Source organism: Lelliottia wanjuensis, assembly GCF_030238365.1.
Taxonomy (GTDB): domain Bacteria; phylum Pseudomonadota; class Gammaproteobacteria; order Enterobacterales; family Enterobacteriaceae; genus Enterobacter; species Enterobacter wanjuensis.
The window spans coordinates 22,359-37,808 of sequence record NZ_JASSOT010000049.1 but is presented as its reverse complement, the minus strand read 5'-3'; the positions used below and the strand labels follow the sequence as shown (position 1 = coordinate 37,808).

At 54.4% G+C, this 15,450-nt stretch carries 16 protein-coding genes and 1 tRNA gene; 4 read left to right on the top strand and 13 right to left on the bottom strand.

Features of this window, described 5'->3' with window-relative positions; translation table 11 throughout:
• Window positions 1-2 precede the first annotated feature (2 nt).
• The 4 genes from QQF33_RS05030 to QQF33_RS05015 form a co-directional block, all read right to left on the bottom strand.
• Window positions 3-566, bottom strand: coding sequence for a fimbrial protein (locus tag QQF33_RS05030; RefSeq protein ID WP_285157471.1), 564 nt, complete (start codon window positions 564-566; stop codon window positions 3-5).
• Window positions 550-3,027 (bottom strand): fimbria/pilus outer membrane usher protein, encoded by a 2,478-nt coding sequence (locus QQF33_RS05025; RefSeq protein WP_285157470.1) that lies wholly within the window; start codon window positions 3,025-3,027, stop codon window positions 550-552. Before QQF33_RS05025 ends, QQF33_RS05030 begins: the two co-directional genes overlap by 17 nt.
• An 85-nt stretch (window positions 3,028-3,112) precedes the next feature.
• Window positions 3,113-3,799: a fimbrial assembly chaperone gene (locus QQF33_RS05020; protein WP_285157469.1), complete on the bottom strand. Its 687-nt coding sequence runs from the start codon at window positions 3,797-3,799 to the stop codon at window positions 3,113-3,115.
• A 53-nt stretch (window positions 3,800-3,852) separates the two neighbouring features.
• On the bottom strand, window positions 3,853-4,392 hold the full coding sequence (locus tag QQF33_RS05015; RefSeq protein WP_285143786.1) for a fimbrial protein: 540 nt from the start codon (window positions 4,390-4,392) through the stop codon (window positions 3,853-3,855).
• A gap of 378 nt (window positions 4,393-4,770) precedes the next feature.
• On the opposite strand from QQF33_RS05015, the gene QQF33_RS05010 reads away from it, so the two are divergent.
• A complete protein-coding gene (locus tag QQF33_RS05010; protein WP_282494438.1) occupies window positions 4,771-5,031 on the top strand; it encodes a hypothetical protein in 261 nt (86 codons plus the stop codon).
• Between the two features lie 56 nt (window positions 5,032-5,087).
• Here the strand turns inward: QQF33_RS05010 and QQF33_RS05005 are convergent.
• Together QQF33_RS05005 and actS are read right to left on the bottom strand one after the other, a co-directional pair.
• Window positions 5,088-5,161: transfer RNA gene (locus QQF33_RS05005), tRNA-Gly, on the bottom strand.
• Window positions 5,162-5,241: 80 nt separating this feature from the next.
• Window positions 5,242-5,985: an amidase activator ActS gene (actS, locus tag QQF33_RS05000; RefSeq protein ID WP_282494437.1), complete on the bottom strand. Its 744-nt coding sequence runs from the start codon at window positions 5,983-5,985 to the stop codon at window positions 5,242-5,244.
• A 158-nt stretch (window positions 5,986-6,143) separates the two neighbouring features.
• Here actS and idi point away from each other — a divergent pair, with 158 nt between their 5' ends.
• Complete coding sequence (gene idi / locus QQF33_RS04995) at window positions 6,144-6,695, top strand: isopentenyl-diphosphate Delta-isomerase (RefSeq protein ID WP_282494436.1); 552 nt, start codon at window positions 6,144-6,146, stop codon at window positions 6,693-6,695.
• A gap of 48 nt (window positions 6,696-6,743) precedes the next feature.
• Here idi and lysS read toward each other — a convergent pair whose 3' ends face one another.
• The 5 genes from lysS to xerD form a co-directional block, all read right to left on the bottom strand.
• A complete protein-coding gene (gene lysS, locus QQF33_RS04990; protein WP_282494435.1) occupies window positions 6,744-8,261 on the bottom strand; it encodes a lysine--tRNA ligase in 1,518 nt (505 codons plus the stop codon).
• Window positions 8,262-8,270: 9 nt separating this feature from the next.
• A protein-coding gene (gene prfB, locus QQF33_RS04985; protein WP_282494434.1) for a peptide chain release factor 2 occupies window positions 8,271-9,369 on the bottom strand; the annotation gives its coding sequence in 2 pieces (ribosomal slippage) (window positions 8,271-9,293 and window positions 9,295-9,369; 1,098 coding nt in all).
• A gap of 90 nt (window positions 9,370-9,459) precedes the next feature.
• The gene (gene recJ, locus QQF33_RS04980; protein ID WP_285143790.1) at window positions 9,460-11,193 is read right to left on the bottom strand and encodes a single-stranded-DNA-specific exonuclease RecJ; all 1,734 of its coding nucleotides are present in this window, start codon (window positions 11,191-11,193) and stop codon (window positions 9,460-9,462) included.
• A gap of 5 nt (window positions 11,194-11,198) precedes the next feature.
• A complete protein-coding gene (gene dsbC, locus QQF33_RS04975; RefSeq protein ID WP_282494432.1) occupies window positions 11,199-11,912 on the bottom strand; it encodes a bifunctional protein-disulfide isomerase/oxidoreductase DsbC in 714 nt (237 codons plus the stop codon).
• A gap of 28 nt (window positions 11,913-11,940) precedes the next feature.
• Window positions 11,941-12,837 (bottom strand): site-specific tyrosine recombinase XerD, encoded by an 897-nt coding sequence (gene xerD, locus QQF33_RS04970; RefSeq protein ID WP_282494431.1) that lies wholly within the window; start codon window positions 12,835-12,837, stop codon window positions 11,941-11,943.
• 100 nt (window positions 12,838-12,937) lie between these two features.
• On the opposite strand from xerD, the gene fldB reads away from it, so the two are divergent.
• Window positions 12,938-13,459, top strand: a complete 522-nt coding sequence (gene fldB, locus QQF33_RS04965; protein WP_285157468.1) for a flavodoxin FldB — start codon at window positions 12,938-12,940, stop codon at window positions 13,457-13,459.
• Between the two features lie 10 nt (window positions 13,460-13,469).
• Here the strand turns inward: fldB and QQF33_RS04960 are convergent, their stop codons facing one another.
• Window positions 13,470-13,880: a protein YgfX gene (locus tag QQF33_RS04960; protein ID WP_282494429.1), complete on the bottom strand. Its 411-nt coding sequence runs from the start codon at window positions 13,878-13,880 to the stop codon at window positions 13,470-13,472.
• A complete protein-coding gene (sdhE, locus tag QQF33_RS04955; protein ID WP_095283258.1) occupies window positions 13,861-14,127 on the bottom strand; it encodes an FAD assembly factor SdhE in 267 nt (88 codons plus the stop codon). Before sdhE ends, QQF33_RS04960 begins: the two co-directional genes overlap by 20 nt.
• Window positions 14,128-14,393: 266 nt before the next feature.
• Between sdhE and ygfZ the strand changes: the two genes are divergently transcribed.
• The gene (ygfZ, locus tag QQF33_RS04950) at window positions 14,394-15,374 is read left to right on the top strand and encodes a tRNA-modifying protein YgfZ (RefSeq protein WP_282494428.1); all 981 of its coding nucleotides are present in this window, start codon (window positions 14,394-14,396) and stop codon (window positions 15,372-15,374) included.
• The last annotated feature ends 76 nt before the right edge of the window (window positions 15,375-15,450 follow it).

Here is a 15,450-nt window from a genome sequence, read left to right as displayed (position 1 = left end):
CGTTACTGATACGTAAAATTTACCGTTACCGCGGATTTAAAATCACCGGCCGTCGGAGTACCGTGAGGCGTATACATTCTGGCGCCCATGGAAAATATTCCCGCATGGGTATCCGTCTGCACCGGGAATGAATATTCCACACCATTTGCCAGATTGACCAGCGCCTTTCCATCCAGATTAAAAAGTTGCAAGCCGATATCCGTCGCCCCGCCAGAGGCCTCATTGGCATATATCGCGCTCGAAAAAGCCGGGTCGGCGGTATAAGGTGAACCGGTAAAACTCACCGTGGCCTGGGAGACCTGCGGTGAGCACTGGGAGAGTTTTAGCAGCACGACCATGGTGCCGCTATTCCCGCCCGCCACGGAGAGATCCTGACGCGATATCTGGCCCAGGTCCACAGTCTGAGGAATATCGACCTGACAGGATGCCGCGATTATCTTTCCTGTTACCTGTATCTGGATGGTATCCGTAGAGCCATAGGCAAATAACGAGCCAGACATTAAAATGGCGAACCAGACAAGGCTAAAAATAGACGTCCAGCCAGGATTATTAATGACATTTTTCATGCAGGATAGTGACTCCGGATACTGTTTTCTGTTTCGGCAGGGTGTAATTCACCACACACTGATTTTGGTTTCCCTCTCCCCAGCGCGCCAATACTGTGCCTTGTTCTGCCATGCCGGTTAAATAGACCAGCCCGCCGTCACCGACAATCCCGTTGTGGGGATCGTTAATGCCCTGACTATTATCCGGCTGGCTCACCGTTGCGCCAAAAGGCACCGGCTGATTGTTCTCTTTTAACAACGTGAGTAATACACGATTGCTCAGACTGGTGTTATATCCCGCCTCAACCACCGCGCCGCGCGTTGGGATCACGCTCTTACTGGTCTCTTGTAATTCAACGTCATCACTTTCAAGATTTTCTGTATCCAGAGAAACGACATTTTTATGGTACGGGTTAGCGTAAGTCACGACGGCAAAGCCCTGTTTGTCGGTCTTAACGCCCGTCTGGCTGGAGACAGGTACATCCGCCGCGCCATGCGTATTCACCAGCACCACGGTATCGTTAAAGGGTTGAGAAAGAGTCACGCCCTGTTTGTGGACTAACACCCCGCCCTGAATACCGTAGTTCACGCGCTCGGAATTATTATCATAAGAATATCCGCCATTCACCTGAGCATAGCGGCCTTTATAACCTGCGAAGGCGTTGCCATTGGTTTGATGCTCCGCATCGGAATAGCCCTCCTGGACGCTCCAGTTCAGGGAGCGGTCATCCAGCGAGGTGCCAGAGGCATTCACGTTATAGGTGGTTGGCCCACCTTTAGCACTGTTCATGCTGTAGCTGACGCTTGCCCCCGGCAGATATTTATCCAGCGGCACGCTGATATTAAACGACAGCTGCTGATCGTTTTTATCATTAGGGTTTTGACCTTCCTGAGTGGATTGCTGGTTTAAATTATAAATATAGTTAAACCCGTAGCTGATCCCATTCCAGTTATTGTTGTAACTGAGACTCAGGGACGAGGTTCTGCTGTTATCCCAGTAGTTTTCATTAATATAACTGACCGAGACGGAGCCATAGACAATATCCTGCGACAGTGACAGTTCAGTACGGTTGCGGCGACGATCGCTCATCGATTCACTATTATAAGAATCCAGGGTATCGCTCAGAGAATAATACCCTTTGGTGGAATAGCGATAACCCGCCACGGTCAGATTGGTGCCGGTATCCAAAAAGTTTTTGCTGTATCGCAGGCGCAGCGACTGGCCGTTCTGGTCTGTCAGCGTCTGCGCGCCGGTCGACGTCTCGGTGCTGCGCACTCTGGCCCAGGCCTGAGTGATATCCGTCGAGATAGCGCCGATATCGCCGAGGTTGATGCCAAGCCCCATGGAGGCCGCGGAATACCCGACATTGGCCTCCTGCAGCCCGCCATAGACCGTGAAACCATGCGGCAGGCCATATACCGCCGTCACCTGGCTAAAGTTCGCCTCTTTGCTGCCGTCGGTTCGGGTTTTGCCCCCGGTCACGCTGTACTCGAAGCTGCCTTCGCGGTGCAACACCGGCAACGACGCGTAGGGAACCACCATAGTCTGAACGCTGCCGTCGGACTCTTTGACGGTCACTTCCATATCCCCACCGCCGCCGGTCGGATACATGTCATCAATGACAAATGCCCCCGGCGCGACGTTGGTTTTATAGATACTGTGGCCGTTCTGAGAAACGGTCACTTCAGCGTTGGTGCGGGCAATACCATGGATCACCGGCGCGTAGCCCTTCAGGCTGTCCGGCGTCATGTTCTCGTCAGACGCCAGCTGCGCGCCGCGAAATGCGATGCTGTCGAAAACATCGCTCTGGGTATTGCTGTCCCCCACCGTCAGCTGGCTTTGCAGCGCCTTTATATCACGGGAAACGTAGTTGTAGACGGAGTCCCACTGGTTCTGGCCCTGATTGTCATGATTCCACGTCGAGTAATTACGAATTCGCCACGGCCCAATATTCAGCCCGGGACGAAAGTTCCCGTACTGACTATTAACGGTTTGTTGTCCGGATTGGCGTGGCATCGTCGTTGACCCGTTCAGGTTATAATTCAATAAAAAGGCATTAATGCCTTCGTCCCATTTTTCAGGCGGAATATAGTCGCGCGCGCGATTAAGTAATGCAGATTGCGGAATGCTTAAATTTAATCTCTGGACGTTAAATTTAAACTCAGCGGCAGCATCACGAATGGCAAGAAGATTGACGCACTGACTTCCTTCTATCGACAGTTCCGGATAGTTGTCGGTATTGACTCCCCAGCTTTTAAGCTGTTCAAGAGACAAGCACGGCATAAGCGCGTTGGCAGCATTAGGGTCATGACTATGATCAAATACAATCTCCAGGGAATCTACCTGTTGATTATTGACGAACACATCAACGCGATATTTCCCGGGTGCCTGTTTGCCATTTTCGAATGCCGATAAATCCGCAGTGGCTAACACGGAATCGGTCATCTCCAGCAAGGCGGGGTTAAAATATTCCCGGGACAAGGCGTATCCGCTATAAATCAGAACCAGCGGTACCATCCATGGTACGGAATGAAAAAAACGCGTGCGACTGTGGATCGTGTAGAAATTAAATCGATGATTGATGCTCATCCCCGGCCATTCCAAAGTCGTTATAAATTCTCCAGGTTAATTTCCCGTCCCCGATGCCAACAGGTAAAACAAAGCTGGCGTCAGAATTTGGGCCCACCCAGGTCGCGCTCTCCACACTTTTTCCATTGATCTTCACGGTGGCAAAATTCATGTAATAGGGCGTAGGGTTATTCACCACCACCTTGTTACCCGCCATGTGCCAGCTCAATTTTTGCGTCTGCTGTTCGGGATATGTTCCCGCGAGTTTCGCCGGGCGATAAATTAATTTAATCCGTGAGTTAACGGCGATCTGAATGCTGTTGCTGGCGGCGTTTTCGTTCGCGGCAGCAATACCTTTCACGTTCAGCCAGTACATGCTTTCGTGGTCTTCCGGCATCGGTAAACCCGAGCGCGCAATGCGCAGGACATTTTTATCCCCGGCATCGAGGCGGAATAAAGGCGGCGTAATAATCAGCGCATCTTTCGCGGGCGTGGCGGCGTCTGCGGGGGTGATCCAGGACTGCACCAGGTTCGCGACTTTATCTTTATTTTCGACGGACAAAGAGGTTTCTTTCTTCGTCCCATCAAATACAACGCGCGTTCCACCCACGGTGACGCTGGCCATCGCGTGCGTGACAGAGAGTGTCGCAAGCAGTATTGCAACAAAGGTATTCACTATTTTCATTCGGGAATTCACAAAGTTGAAGGAGTGCCAGAGGACTCTGGCACTCAACGGCATTATTCGTAGCTGACGGTGTAGGTCACAGCGGAAGAAACATCCCCTTTGGTTGGGGCTGCTGCGCTGGCGACCAGGCTTGCGGTGTAATCAAGGTCTACCGCGCCACCGGTAGGCGGTAAAGTAATCGCGGTGTTGCCGTCGTTATTAATGATGGCGGTGTTTTTGGCGTCTTTAATCAAAATAGCGACGTTGGTCGCCGCGTTGGCACCCGACAGATCGTTTTTAAAATAGGTATCGTCGCCGTCAGTGGTGCCGCTGAATTTAATATAGGCTTTAGTCGGTACGCCTGCGGCTGCTACCGGGCATGAACCCAGAGAGATATTAAAGCTCTTAGGTGCGCCGGTTTGCCCTTTTGCCGCGATATCTGCAGCAGAGGTTTCGCCCAGATCCAGAGTCGCCACGCCGCCATTCACGCTAATGGTACAGGCGGAATCAATGACTTTTCCGGTAAAGGTAATTTTATTGTCAGCATGAGCAGCTAAAGAGGTTGCCAGGGATAAAGCACAGACGAATACCGCTTTATTGAATTTAGAATTCATTGAAATACGACTCCAGATATAAATTTATTTGGCTGGTAATATAAATGGGAGATTTACTTCCCGCTGAAGTTACTTTACCAAAGTCTCTGAGCCATTCAGAAGCAGCATATCCTCCTATAAAAGACATGCAGTTACAAATGAGTCCATTTTTGGACAAAATATTGCTAACTTAATGAATTTAAAGCAGTAAGAAAATCATAAGACATGAGCGCCCCTGTAGTTTACACCATTAAAAAAAAGTAAATATCACTGTTTGATATTAAATTATTTATATCGCTCTTTTCCTGGACGATAAAAGAGTTATAAAAAACAGGTTTTGATGTAATACTATGGGCACTTAATGAGAATAGATAATACGAGATAAAAGAGGAGGTTTATATGCGGAATTTTACCATCAATGATTCGCTGACATTTGATCGATGCGGTGAGGTGGTGATCTTAAATAATTATTCCGAATATAAAAACTGGTATCTGTCACGCTATGACCTGAGCATGTTTGCGCCAGATGAAATCGCTGCCCTGCTTGAGGATGAACAACCCGACAGCTACCCCTGCATTCCCTACATAACCGAGAACTACGACAGCATTTGTTATTTCTGTCTGGATCTCATCAAGTTACTGAGCGTCGCAGTCCACTAAATCAGATTGTTTCACAGGAAAGAGACAAGGAAGTCAGATGTTACCAGAGGTAAAGATGGAGCGGGCGAAGGGAATCGAACCCTCGTATAGAGCTTGGGAAGCTCTCGTTCTACCATTGAACTACGCCCGCTTTGAGGTGCGTAAAGCATTATAGACCTTACGCCTGTCTGCACAAGCCTCATCGCTGCTAACCGGTGATTAATTAACCATTTAGCACTTCGTTTTGCTGCCTTGCTTCGGAAGATAACGCTGTGGATCGATTGCCGTTGCCCGGTAACGGATCTGGAAATGCAGCGCAACAGAGCTCGCCCCCGTACTCCCCATCGTCGCAATCTTCTGTCCGGCCTTCACATTTTGCCCGTTATTCACCAGCAGCGTGTCGTTATGCGCATACGCGGTGATGTAATCTTCCCCGTGCTTAATCATGATCAGGTTGCCGTAGCCGCGCAGCTGATCGCCCACGTAGACCACCTTCCCTGCACCCGACGCATACACCGGTGTCCCGCGCGCATTCGCGATATCAATCCCTTTATTGCCGCCCTCTGAGGTGGAATACGGCGCGATCACTTTCCCGCTGGCAGGCCACACCCAGCAGCGCTGTCCGACCGGCGGCCAGGAGGATTGCGGCACGGCGTACGACGGCGTCACTTTGGCCGTTTTGCCTTTGGATGAGGATTTTTTGCCTGACGAGCTGCTGCCGTTTACCTTGAGCTTTTGCCCGATCTCAATGGTGTACGGCGGCGAGATACCGTTCATGCTGGCCAGATCGCGCACGCTGGTGCCGGTCATGCGGGAAATTTTGGAGAGCGTATCCCCGCGCTGAACGGTATAGACCGAGCCGCTGTAGCTTCCGTCAGAGCCTGATTTACTGCCCGAGCACCCTGCCAACATTAACGTCAGCATCAGGCAGATCAGGGCAATCAGGGGATTTCTTGTCAGGCTTCCTGCAAACAAAGCGGCTCCTCGGTCAGCGTAAATGGCGTCCTATGATAGCAGCCTAAATTCTGTTGCCAATCTTTGCTGCAAGATGCTTTCCGCCACCGGGAGCCAACCCGTCCGTGAAAGAGTGCGATATAATGTCAGCATCCCGTCGTTCGGGTACTGGAGTCGGAATGAGCATACAAGAACACGTCATTTTGGTTAATGACCAGGGAGAGGTCATCGGCACGCAGGAAAAGTACGCCGCCCACACATCGCATACCCCGCTGCATCTGGCGTTCTCTACATGGTTGTTTAACGACCAGGGAGAATGCCTCGTCACCCGCCGCGCACTGAGCAAAAAAGCCTGGCCCGGCGTCTGGACGAATTCCGTCTGTGGGCACCCACAAACCGGCGAAAGTACCGAGCATGCCCTGATTCGCCGCTGCCGCTACGAAATTGGTGCCGAAATCGCCCACCTGACGCCCGTCGCAGTCGATTTCCGCTACTGCGAAACCGACCCTTCCGGGATCGTCGAAAACGAAATCTGCCCGGTGTTTGCGGCAAAGCTCGTCGGCACGCTCACGCTCAATCCTGATGAAGTGATGGCGGTGCAGTGGGTTGAACTGGAATCCCTGCTGTGCGCAATCAACGCAACGCCGTGGGCGTTCAGCCCGTGGATGGTGTCGCAGGTGGCGATCGCCCACGAGAAGCTCAGGCAGTTCGCCGCCGACTTGCAGCCATAAAAAAAGCCCCGACGCGATAAACGCCGGGGCTTTTTGCCACTCAGTGACTTATTTAACCGGACGCATCGCCGGGAACAGGATCACGTCGCGGATGGTGTGGCTGTTGGTGAACAGCATCACCATACGGTCGATACCAATGCCCAGACCTGCAGTCGGTGGCAGGCCGTGCTCCAGCGCGGTGACGTAGTCTTCGTCGAAGAACATCGCTTCGTCGTCGCCCGCTTCTTTCGCGTTAACCTGATCCTGGAAGCGCTGCGCCTGATCCTGCGCATCGTTCAGCTCGCTAAAGCCGTTACCGATTTCGCGACCACCGATGAAGAATTCAAAGCGGTCGGTGATTTCCGGGTTTTCGTCGTTACGACGCGCCAGCGGAGACACTTCTGCCGGGTATTCGGTGATGAAGGTTGGCTGAATCAGGTGCGCTTCGGCCACTTCTTCGAAGATCTCGGTCACGATACGGCCCAGACCCCAGCTCTTCTCAACTTTGATGCCGATGCTGGTCGCGATAGCTTTCGCTGAATCGAAGTTATCCAGGTCAGCCATATTAGTCTCTGGACGGTATTTCTTGATCGCCTCGCGCATGGTCAGTTTGACGAACGGCTTACCAAAGTCGAACACCTCTTCGCCGTAAGGCACTTCAGTGGTGCCGAGAATATCCTGCGCCAGGGTGCGGAACAGAGACTCGGTCAGTTCGATCAGGTCTTTGTAATCTGCATACGCCATATAGAGTTCCATCATGGTGAACTCTGGGTTATGACGTACGGAGATGCCTTCGTTACGGAAGTTACGGTTGATTTCGAACACGCGCTCAAAACCGCCAACCACCAGACGTTTCAGGTACAGTTCCGGCGCGATACGCAGGTACATGTCCAGATCCAGCGCGTTGTGATGGGTGATGAACGGACGGGCAGACGCGCCGCCTGGGATCACCTGCATCATTGGCGTTTCAACTTCCATAAAATCACGGCCAACCATGAACTGACGGATACCCGCCATAATCTGGGAACGGATTTTGAACGTTTTGCGGGATTCATCGTTAGAGATGAGATCCAGGTAGCGCTGACGATAGCGCGCTTCCTGATCCTGCAGGCCGTGGAATTTGTCCGGCAGCGGACGCAGTGCTTTCGTCAGCAAACGCAGTTCGGTGCAGTGGATGGACAGCTCGCCGGTCTTGGTCTTGAACAGCTTGCCTTTCGCGCCCAGGATATCGCCCAGGTCCCACTTCTTGAACTGCTCGTTGTAGATGCCTTCTGGCAGATCGTCACGGGAAACGTACAGCTGAATACGGCCACCGACGTCCTGTAACGTCACGAAAGACGCTTTACCCATCACGCGACGGGTCATCATGCGGCCTGCAACGGACACTTCAACGTTCAGCGCTTCCAGCTCTTCGTTTTCTTTCGCGTCGAAGTCAGCGTGCAGCTGGTCTGAGGTATGATCGCGACGGAAATCGTTCGGGAATGGGATACCCTGCTCACGCAGTGCAGCCAGCTTTTCGCGACGGGTTTTCAGTTCGTTATTAAGATCGACTACCGCGTCAGTGCCCTGTGCTTGTTGTTCAGACATGTTGGTTCCTCATAACCCTGCTTTCAAACTTGCTTCGATAAATTGGTCCAGGCTGCCGTCCAGCACCGCCTGCGTGTTACGGGTTTCAACCCCGGTACGCAAGTCTTTGATACGGGAGTCATCAAGGACGTAAGAACGAATCTGGCTGCCCCAGCCGATGTCAGATTTGTTATCTTCCATCACCTGTTTCTCAGCATTCTTCTTCTGCATTTCCAGTTCATAAAGCTTCGCTTTCATCTGCTTCATGGCCTGGTCTTTGTTCTTATGCTGCGAACGGTCGTTCTGGCACTGCGTCACCGTGTTGGTCGGGAGGTGGGTAATACGCACCGCCGATTCCGTACGGTTAACGTGCTGACCACCCGCACCGGATGCGCGGTAAACGTCGATACGCAGGTCCGCCGGATTGATTTCGATATCGATATCTTCATCCACTTCCGGATAGACAAACGCAGAGCTAAAAGAGGTGTGACGACGGCCGCCGGAATCGAACGGGCTCTTACGCACCAGGCGGTGAACGCCCGTTTCGGTACGCAGCCAGCCGTAGGCGTAATCACCAATGATCTTGATGGTGATGGATTTAAGACCCGCCACTTCACCTTCAGACTCTTCAATGATTTCGGTTTTGAAGCCGCGCGCTTCTGCCCAACGCAGATACATACGCGCCAGCATGCTCGCCCAGTCCTGTGCTTCTGTCCCGCCAGAACCGGCCTGGATATCGAGATAGCAGTCAGCGCTGTCGTACTCGCCAGAGAACATACGGCGGAATTCGAGCTGCGCCAGTTTCTCTTCCAGCACGTCGAGTTCAGCGATGGTTTCGTTAAAGGTCTCTTCGTCGTCGGCTTCGACGGCGAGTTCCAGCAGACCGGAAACATCTTCCAGCCCCTGTGTCATTTGATCCAGCGTTTCAACGATGGCTTCGAGGGAGGAACGCTCTTTACCCAGCGCCTGTGCGCGTTCAGGTTGGTTCCAGACGTCGGGCTGTTCCAGCTCGGCGTTTACTTCTTCAAGACGCTCTTTCTTGGCATCGTAGTCAAAGATACCCCCGAAGAACGCTAGAACGTTCCGTGAGGTCTTGAATGCGGTTTTTTACCGGATTAATTTCAAACATGGTCTGTTTTCTTTATTGGACTAGTCAAAATGCGGTGATAAGAGCGGGATTGTACCGAATCCACGCTCTTTTTTATAGAGAATAGTGCCGCTAAATTGGCCAGATATGATCGATGATAATCTGCAAACTGCGATTACCGCGAAACTCGTTAATATCGAGTTTGTAAGCCAGTTCGACTTCGCGCACGCCGTTATCGGGCCAGACGGCGGTATCGACGTTAAAGGCGATGCCATCCAGCAGCGGGCCACCGTTCACCGGCTCGACCATCACTTTGAGATGACGCTCGCCCACCAGACGCTGTTGCAGCAGGCGAAAACGCCCGTCAAACAGTGGCTCCGGGAACATCTGCCCCCACGGACCGGCGTCGCGCAGCATCTGCGCCACTTCCATGGTCATCTCCGCGCCGGACAGCGCACCGTCAGAGACCACTTCGCCCTGCAGCAAGGCCGGGTCCAGCCAGTCGGTGACCAACTCGCCGAAGAGCCGCTGGAACTCGTCGAACTTCGCCTCTTCCAGGGATAACCCCGCCGCCATCGCGTGGCCGCCGAATTTGATCATCAGCCCAGGATGAAGCGTGTCCAGACGCTCCAGCGCATCGCGCATGTGCAGCCCCTGAATGGAACGGCCCGAGCCTTTCAGCGTGCCGTCGCCCGCAGGCGCAAAGGCGATCACCGGACGGTGGAAACGCTCTTTGATGCGCGAGGCCAGAATTCCGACCACGCCCTGGTGCCACTCCGGGTGGTACATCGCGAGTCCACCGGGCAGCGTGTCGGTGCTACGCTCGAGTTTTTCGCACAGGGTCAGGGCTTCGGCCTGCATCCCCTGCTCGATCTCTTTGCGCGTCTGGTTCAGCGCGTCGAGTTCATTGGCCAGAACGCGGGCTTCGCCGATGTTGTCGCAGAGCAGCAGCGCCACGCCAACGGACATATCATCCAGTCGCCCTGCCGCATTCAGACGCGGCCCGAGGGCAAACCCGAGATCGCTTGCCGCCAGCTTCAGCGGATCGCGATTGGAAATTTCGAGCAGGGCTTTAATCCCCGGACGACATTTCCCCGCCCGGATGCGGCCCAGCCCCTGCCAGGTCAGAATACGGTTGTTGGTATCGAGCGGCACCACGTCCGCCACCGTACCGAGGGCAACTAAATCGAGATACTCGGCCAGATTTGGGATCGCAATGCCGCGCGCCTCAAACCAGCCTTTATCCCGCAGCAATGCACGCAGGGCCAGCATCAGGTAAAACGCCACGCCCACGCCCGCCAGCGATTTCGACGGGAAGTCGCAGTCGCGCAGGTTCGGGTTAATGATGGCTTCGGCTGCCGGGAGGGTTTCACCCGGCAGGTGGTGATCGGTGACCACGACCGGGATCCCCAGATCGTGCGCGCGATCGACGCCGGCATGGGAGGAGATCCCGTTATCGACGGTCAGGATCATTTGCGCCCCGCGAGCGTGAGCCTGATCGACCACTTCCGGGCTGAGGCCGTAACCGTCTTCAAAACGGTTCGGCACCAGATAAGTGACGTTATCGCAGCCCAGCGCGCGCAGGCTGAGGACGCTCAGGGCGGTGCTGGTCGCGCCATCGGCATCGAAATCGCCGACGACGACAATCCGCGTCCCTTCGCGCAGGGCGTCATAAAGGATCTCTGTCGCTTTTTCGATGCCGCTGAGCTGCTGCCAGGGCAGCATCCCTTTGACACTGCGCTCCAGTTCCGTGGCCGCGCGAACGCCGCGCCCGGCGTATAAACGGCGCAGGAGCGGTGAGAGATCGGCGGGTAACTCAATACTTTCATCCACCTCACGGCGGCGCAATTTTGTTTGGGCTTTCACGCGAATTATTTACCGCCAGTCTGTTTCTGGTGCGCGTCGAGGAACTCTTTCATCTCTTTCGGCCCCTGGTAGCCCGGCACGACGTAGCCGTTGCTCAGCACGATGGCCGGGGTCCCGGTCACACCAAACTGCACGCCCAGCGCGTAGTGGTTAGCGATGTCGATATCACAGGAGGCTGGAGTGACGCCCTTGCCGTTCATCGCGTCATCAAAGGCTTTATTGCGGTCTTTGGCACACCAGATGGCTTTCATGTCCTGCTCTGGCTGGCTCTGCACGCCTGCGCGCGGGAACGCCAGATAACGCACGGTGATGCCGAGCGCGTTGTAGTCTTTCATCTCTTCATGCAGCTTGTGGCAGTAGCCGCAGGTGATATCGGTGAACACGGTAATCACGTGTTTTTCCTGCGCGGCTTTGTAGACGATCATCTCTTTTTCCAGCGCGTTCAGATTTTTCATCAGCAGCTGGTTGGTGACGTTCACCGGCTGCGCGCCGCTGACGTCGTACAGTGGACCCTGGATGAAGTGCTTGCCGTCTTCGGTCACGTACAGCACGCCGCTGCTGGTCAGCACGGTTTTCATTCCGGCCACCGGCGCAGGCTGGATTTCGCTGCTGGTCACGCCGAGTTTCGCCAGCGACTGTTTGATCGCTGCGTCATCAGCATGGGCAAAACCGGTAAAAGAGGCGGCCAGCAGGGAGAACAGCACTAAAGATTTTTTCATTTTCAATCCTATCACTATGGGTCGGCACTCACGCTCGTGGGTGGTGCTGTTGGTGTAGCTGCCGCAGGCGTTCTGTTGCTACATGGGTGTAGATCTGCGTCGTGGAAAGATCGCTGTGCCCAAGCAGCATCTGCACCACGCGTAAATCCGCGCCATGGTTTAGCAAATGCGTCGCGAAGGCGTGACGCAGAACGTGCGGCGAAAGTTTTTCACTGTCGATGCCCGCCAGTGTGGCGTAATGTTTAATGCGATGCCAGAAGGTTTGACGCGTCATCTGCTGCGCGCGCTGGCTCGGGAACAGCACATCAATCGACACGCCGTTCAGCAGCCACGGACGCCCGTGCTCCAGGTAGTTTTCCACCCAGTAGACCGCCTCTTCGCCAAGCGGCACCAGCCGCTCTTTGTTCCCTTTACCAATTACCCGCACCACGCCCTGGCGCAGGCTGATGTCGCTCATCGTTAAACCGACCAGCTCCGACACGCGCAGCCCGGTGGCATACAACACCTCAAGCATGGCTTTATCGCGTAACTCCAGCGGCAGGTCAACCGCCGGGGACTGCAACAGGCGATCGACCTGCGCTTCGCTAAGATCTTTCGGCAAACGCTGCGGCAGCTTGGGCGACGCCAGCAGCGCGCTCGGGTCGTCGGCTCGCAGCTTCTCGCGATACATATGCTGGAACAGCCGCCGCATCGCACTCAACAACCGCGCGGAACTGGTGGCTTTGTAGCCGCCGTCCATGCGTTCAGCCAGCAGCGCCTGCAGATCGTCGCTTTGTGCCTGCTCAAGAGACAAGTTGCGATGCGCCAGCCACTCCACCAGCATGGTCAAATCGCGGCGATAAGCGCTGAGCGTATTCTCCGCCAGATTCTTTTCCAGCCAGAGCGCATCGAGAAATTGTTCGATGAGGGCGAGATCCTTTTCCACGTCTGCTCCTGTGATTCTGCCATCGGCCATTATGACGTAATGGTACAGGTTTCTGGTACACTACGCCTAAAGTCAAAGCAAGTATTGAGAAGTTTACGCGATGAATATTGGTCTGTTTTATGGTTCCAGCACCTGCTACACCGAGATGGCCGCGGAGAAAATTCGCGACATTATTGGCCCGGAACTGGTGACTCTGCACAATCTGAAAGACGACGCGCCCACCGAGATGGAGCAGTACGACGTTCTGATTCTTGGCATTCCGACCTGGGATTTTGGTGAATTACAGGAAGACTGGGAAGCCATCTGGGATCAGCTCGACTCGCTTAATCTTGAGGGCAAAATCATTGCGCTGTACGGCATGGGCGACCAGTTGGGCTATGGCGAATGGTTCCTCGACGCGCTCGGTATGCTGCACGATAAACTCTCCCCAAAAGGCGTTACCTTTATTGGCTACTGGCCGACGGAAGGCTACGAGTTTACAAGCCAAAAACCGATCATCGCAGATGGCCAGCTGTTTGTCGGACTGGCGCTGGATGAAACCAACCAGTACGACTTAAGCGATGAGCGTCTGCAAAACTGGTGCGAGCAAATTCTGGGCGAAATGGCCGAGAAGTTTAGCTAGTTCCCTGGCATTACGGCGTCGGCTGCTGCTGCAAAACCATCCGACGCAAATCTCGCCATTCGCTGGCATCCATACTGTCGGCTGACAGCCACAGATGCTGGCATCGCGCCCCTTCCTCTTTGCGCAGACGGAACATCATCCCGGAGTTCAACATCCAGGGCGTGCCGACGATCTCCCACTCTTTGCCCTGCCAGCGCAGGCGCGAATCCATCAGCAGTTTGATCTCACCCTGACGGGAATTGATACGCCGCTGGCTGCGGACGCTATCGAACACCACCAGCGACAATAACAGCATCCAGAGCGGAGTATAGCTGAGCGGCCACGGCATCAGCAGAATAAAGGCTGCGACAACGCCGTGGAGCAAAAGGGACATCCACTGTGAGCGCCAGGAGACGCGCAGATCAGATTGCCACAGGACCACGTTCCCGATTCCGTGTTTGAATTAATTGCACCATCCGCTGCAACTCGGTGTCGGCGGGTTTGCCATGATTCATCAGCCAGTTGAATAAATCAGGATCGTCACTCTCCAGCAGGCGGATAAACAGGCGTTTATCATCATCGCTTAAGCTGTCGTACTCATACTCGAAGAAGGGCATGACGGAAATATCAAGTTCACGCATGCCGCGACGGCACGCCCAGTGAATACGGGCCTTGTTGTTAATGTCCATGTCGATTTCCTGCTTAACGTTTCTTCTACCTCTAAGAGGGACGATTTCTAGTGTAACGTGTTTTTTGCTGTTTCATTACTGGAATATCGCTAACTGGAAGCACGCTTCCAGAAAAAACCCTGCAATGTAAGCGGATTACTCTGTTCTGCGTGGCGCTACGCAGAACGGCGATAAGGCACAATTGGGCTGCTGAAAGCGCTTGCAATGACTACAGTCTCTTTTACCATTAGGCATTACCGAAGCGTTATGCAATTCAGGACATCATTATGGCTTTTACTCCATTTCCTCCTCGCCAGCCCGTCGCCTCCGCGCGTCTGCCGCTGACGCTGATCTCTCTTGATGACTGGGCGCTGGCGACCCTCACCGGCGCGGATGCCGAGAAGTATCTGCAGGGCCAGGTGACCGCCGACGTGGGCCAGATGACTGAGCACCAGCATCTGCTGGCGGCGCATTGCGATCCTAAAGGGAAGATGTGGAGCAATCTGCGTCTGTTCCGCCGTCAGGACGGGTTCGCCCTGATTGAACGCCGCAGCCTGCGCGACGCTCAGTTGACTGAACTGAAGAAGTACGCCGTATTTTCTAAGGTCACTATCGCCGCGGATGACGAACACGTTCTGCTGGGTGTAGCCGGTTTCCAGGCGCGAGCCGCGCTGAACAATCTGTTCAGCGAACTGCCGGATGCCGAGAAACAGCTGGTCAGCGAAGGCGCGACCTCGATTCTGTGGTTTGAACATCCTGCCGAGCGTTTCCTGCTGGTGACCGATGCGGCGACCGCTGAACGCGTGACCGAAGCCCTGCGCGGCGAAGCGCAGTTGAACAACAGTCAGCAGTGGTTGGCTCTCAACATTGAAGCCGGATTAGCGGTTATCGATGCGGCCAACAGCGCGCAGTTTATCCCGCAGGCGACAAACCTGCAGGCGCTGGGCGGCATCAGCTTTAAGAAAGGCTGCTACACCGGTCAGGAGATGGTGGCGCGGGCGAAATTCCGTGGGGCCAACAAACGCGCCCTGTGGTATCTGGCAGGCCATGCCAGCCGCGTACCGGAAGCCGGTGAAGATCTCGAACTGAAGATGGGCGACAACTGGCGTCGTACCGGCACCGTTTTAGCTGCCGTTCAGCTGGACGACGGTCGTCTGCTGGTGCAGGTAGTGATGAACAACGATATGGAGCCGGACAGCGTGTTCCGCGTGCGTGACGATGCCAGCACGTTGAGCATTGAGCCGTTGCCGTATTCGTTAGAAGAGTAGTTTTAGTCGGTGGGAATCGCCGGGTGGCGGAAGGTAAAAGCAAAACGGTAACCCTTGGGTTACCGTTTTTAGTTTT

Coding starts and splice junctions, on each gene's coding strand:
- sdhE (WP_095283258.1), bottom strand. CDS start 14,127: ATGGACATTAACAACAAGGCCCGTATTCACTGGGCGTGCCGTCGCGGC.
- dsbC (WP_282494432.1), bottom strand. CDS start 11,912: ATGAAAAAATCTTTAGTGCTGTTCTCCCTGCTGGCCGCCTCTTTTACC.
- ygfZ (WP_282494428.1), top strand. CDS start 14,394: ATGGCTTTTACTCCATTTCCTCCTCGCCAGCCCGTCGCCTCCGCGCGT.
- QQF33_RS05015 (WP_285143786.1), bottom strand. CDS start 4,392: ATGAATTCTAAATTCAATAAAGCGGTATTCGTCTGTGCTTTATCCCTG.
- fldB (WP_285157468.1), top strand. CDS start 12,938: ATGAATATTGGTCTGTTTTATGGTTCCAGCACCTGCTACACCGAGATG.
- QQF33_RS05010 (WP_282494438.1), top strand. CDS start 4,771: ATGCGGAATTTTACCATCAATGATTCGCTGACATTTGATCGATGCGGT.
- lysS (WP_282494435.1), bottom strand. CDS start 8,261: ATGTCTGAACAACAAGCACAGGGCACTGACGCGGTAGTCGATCTTAAT.
- idi (WP_282494436.1), top strand. CDS start 6,144: ATGAGCATACAAGAACACGTCATTTTGGTTAATGACCAGGGAGAGGTC.
- QQF33_RS05020 (WP_285157469.1), bottom strand. CDS start 3,799: ATGAAAATAGTGAATACCTTTGTTGCAATACTGCTTGCGACACTCTCT.
- QQF33_RS05030 (WP_285157471.1), bottom strand. CDS start 566: ATGAAAAATGTCATTAATAATCCTGGCTGGACGTCTATTTTTAGCCTT.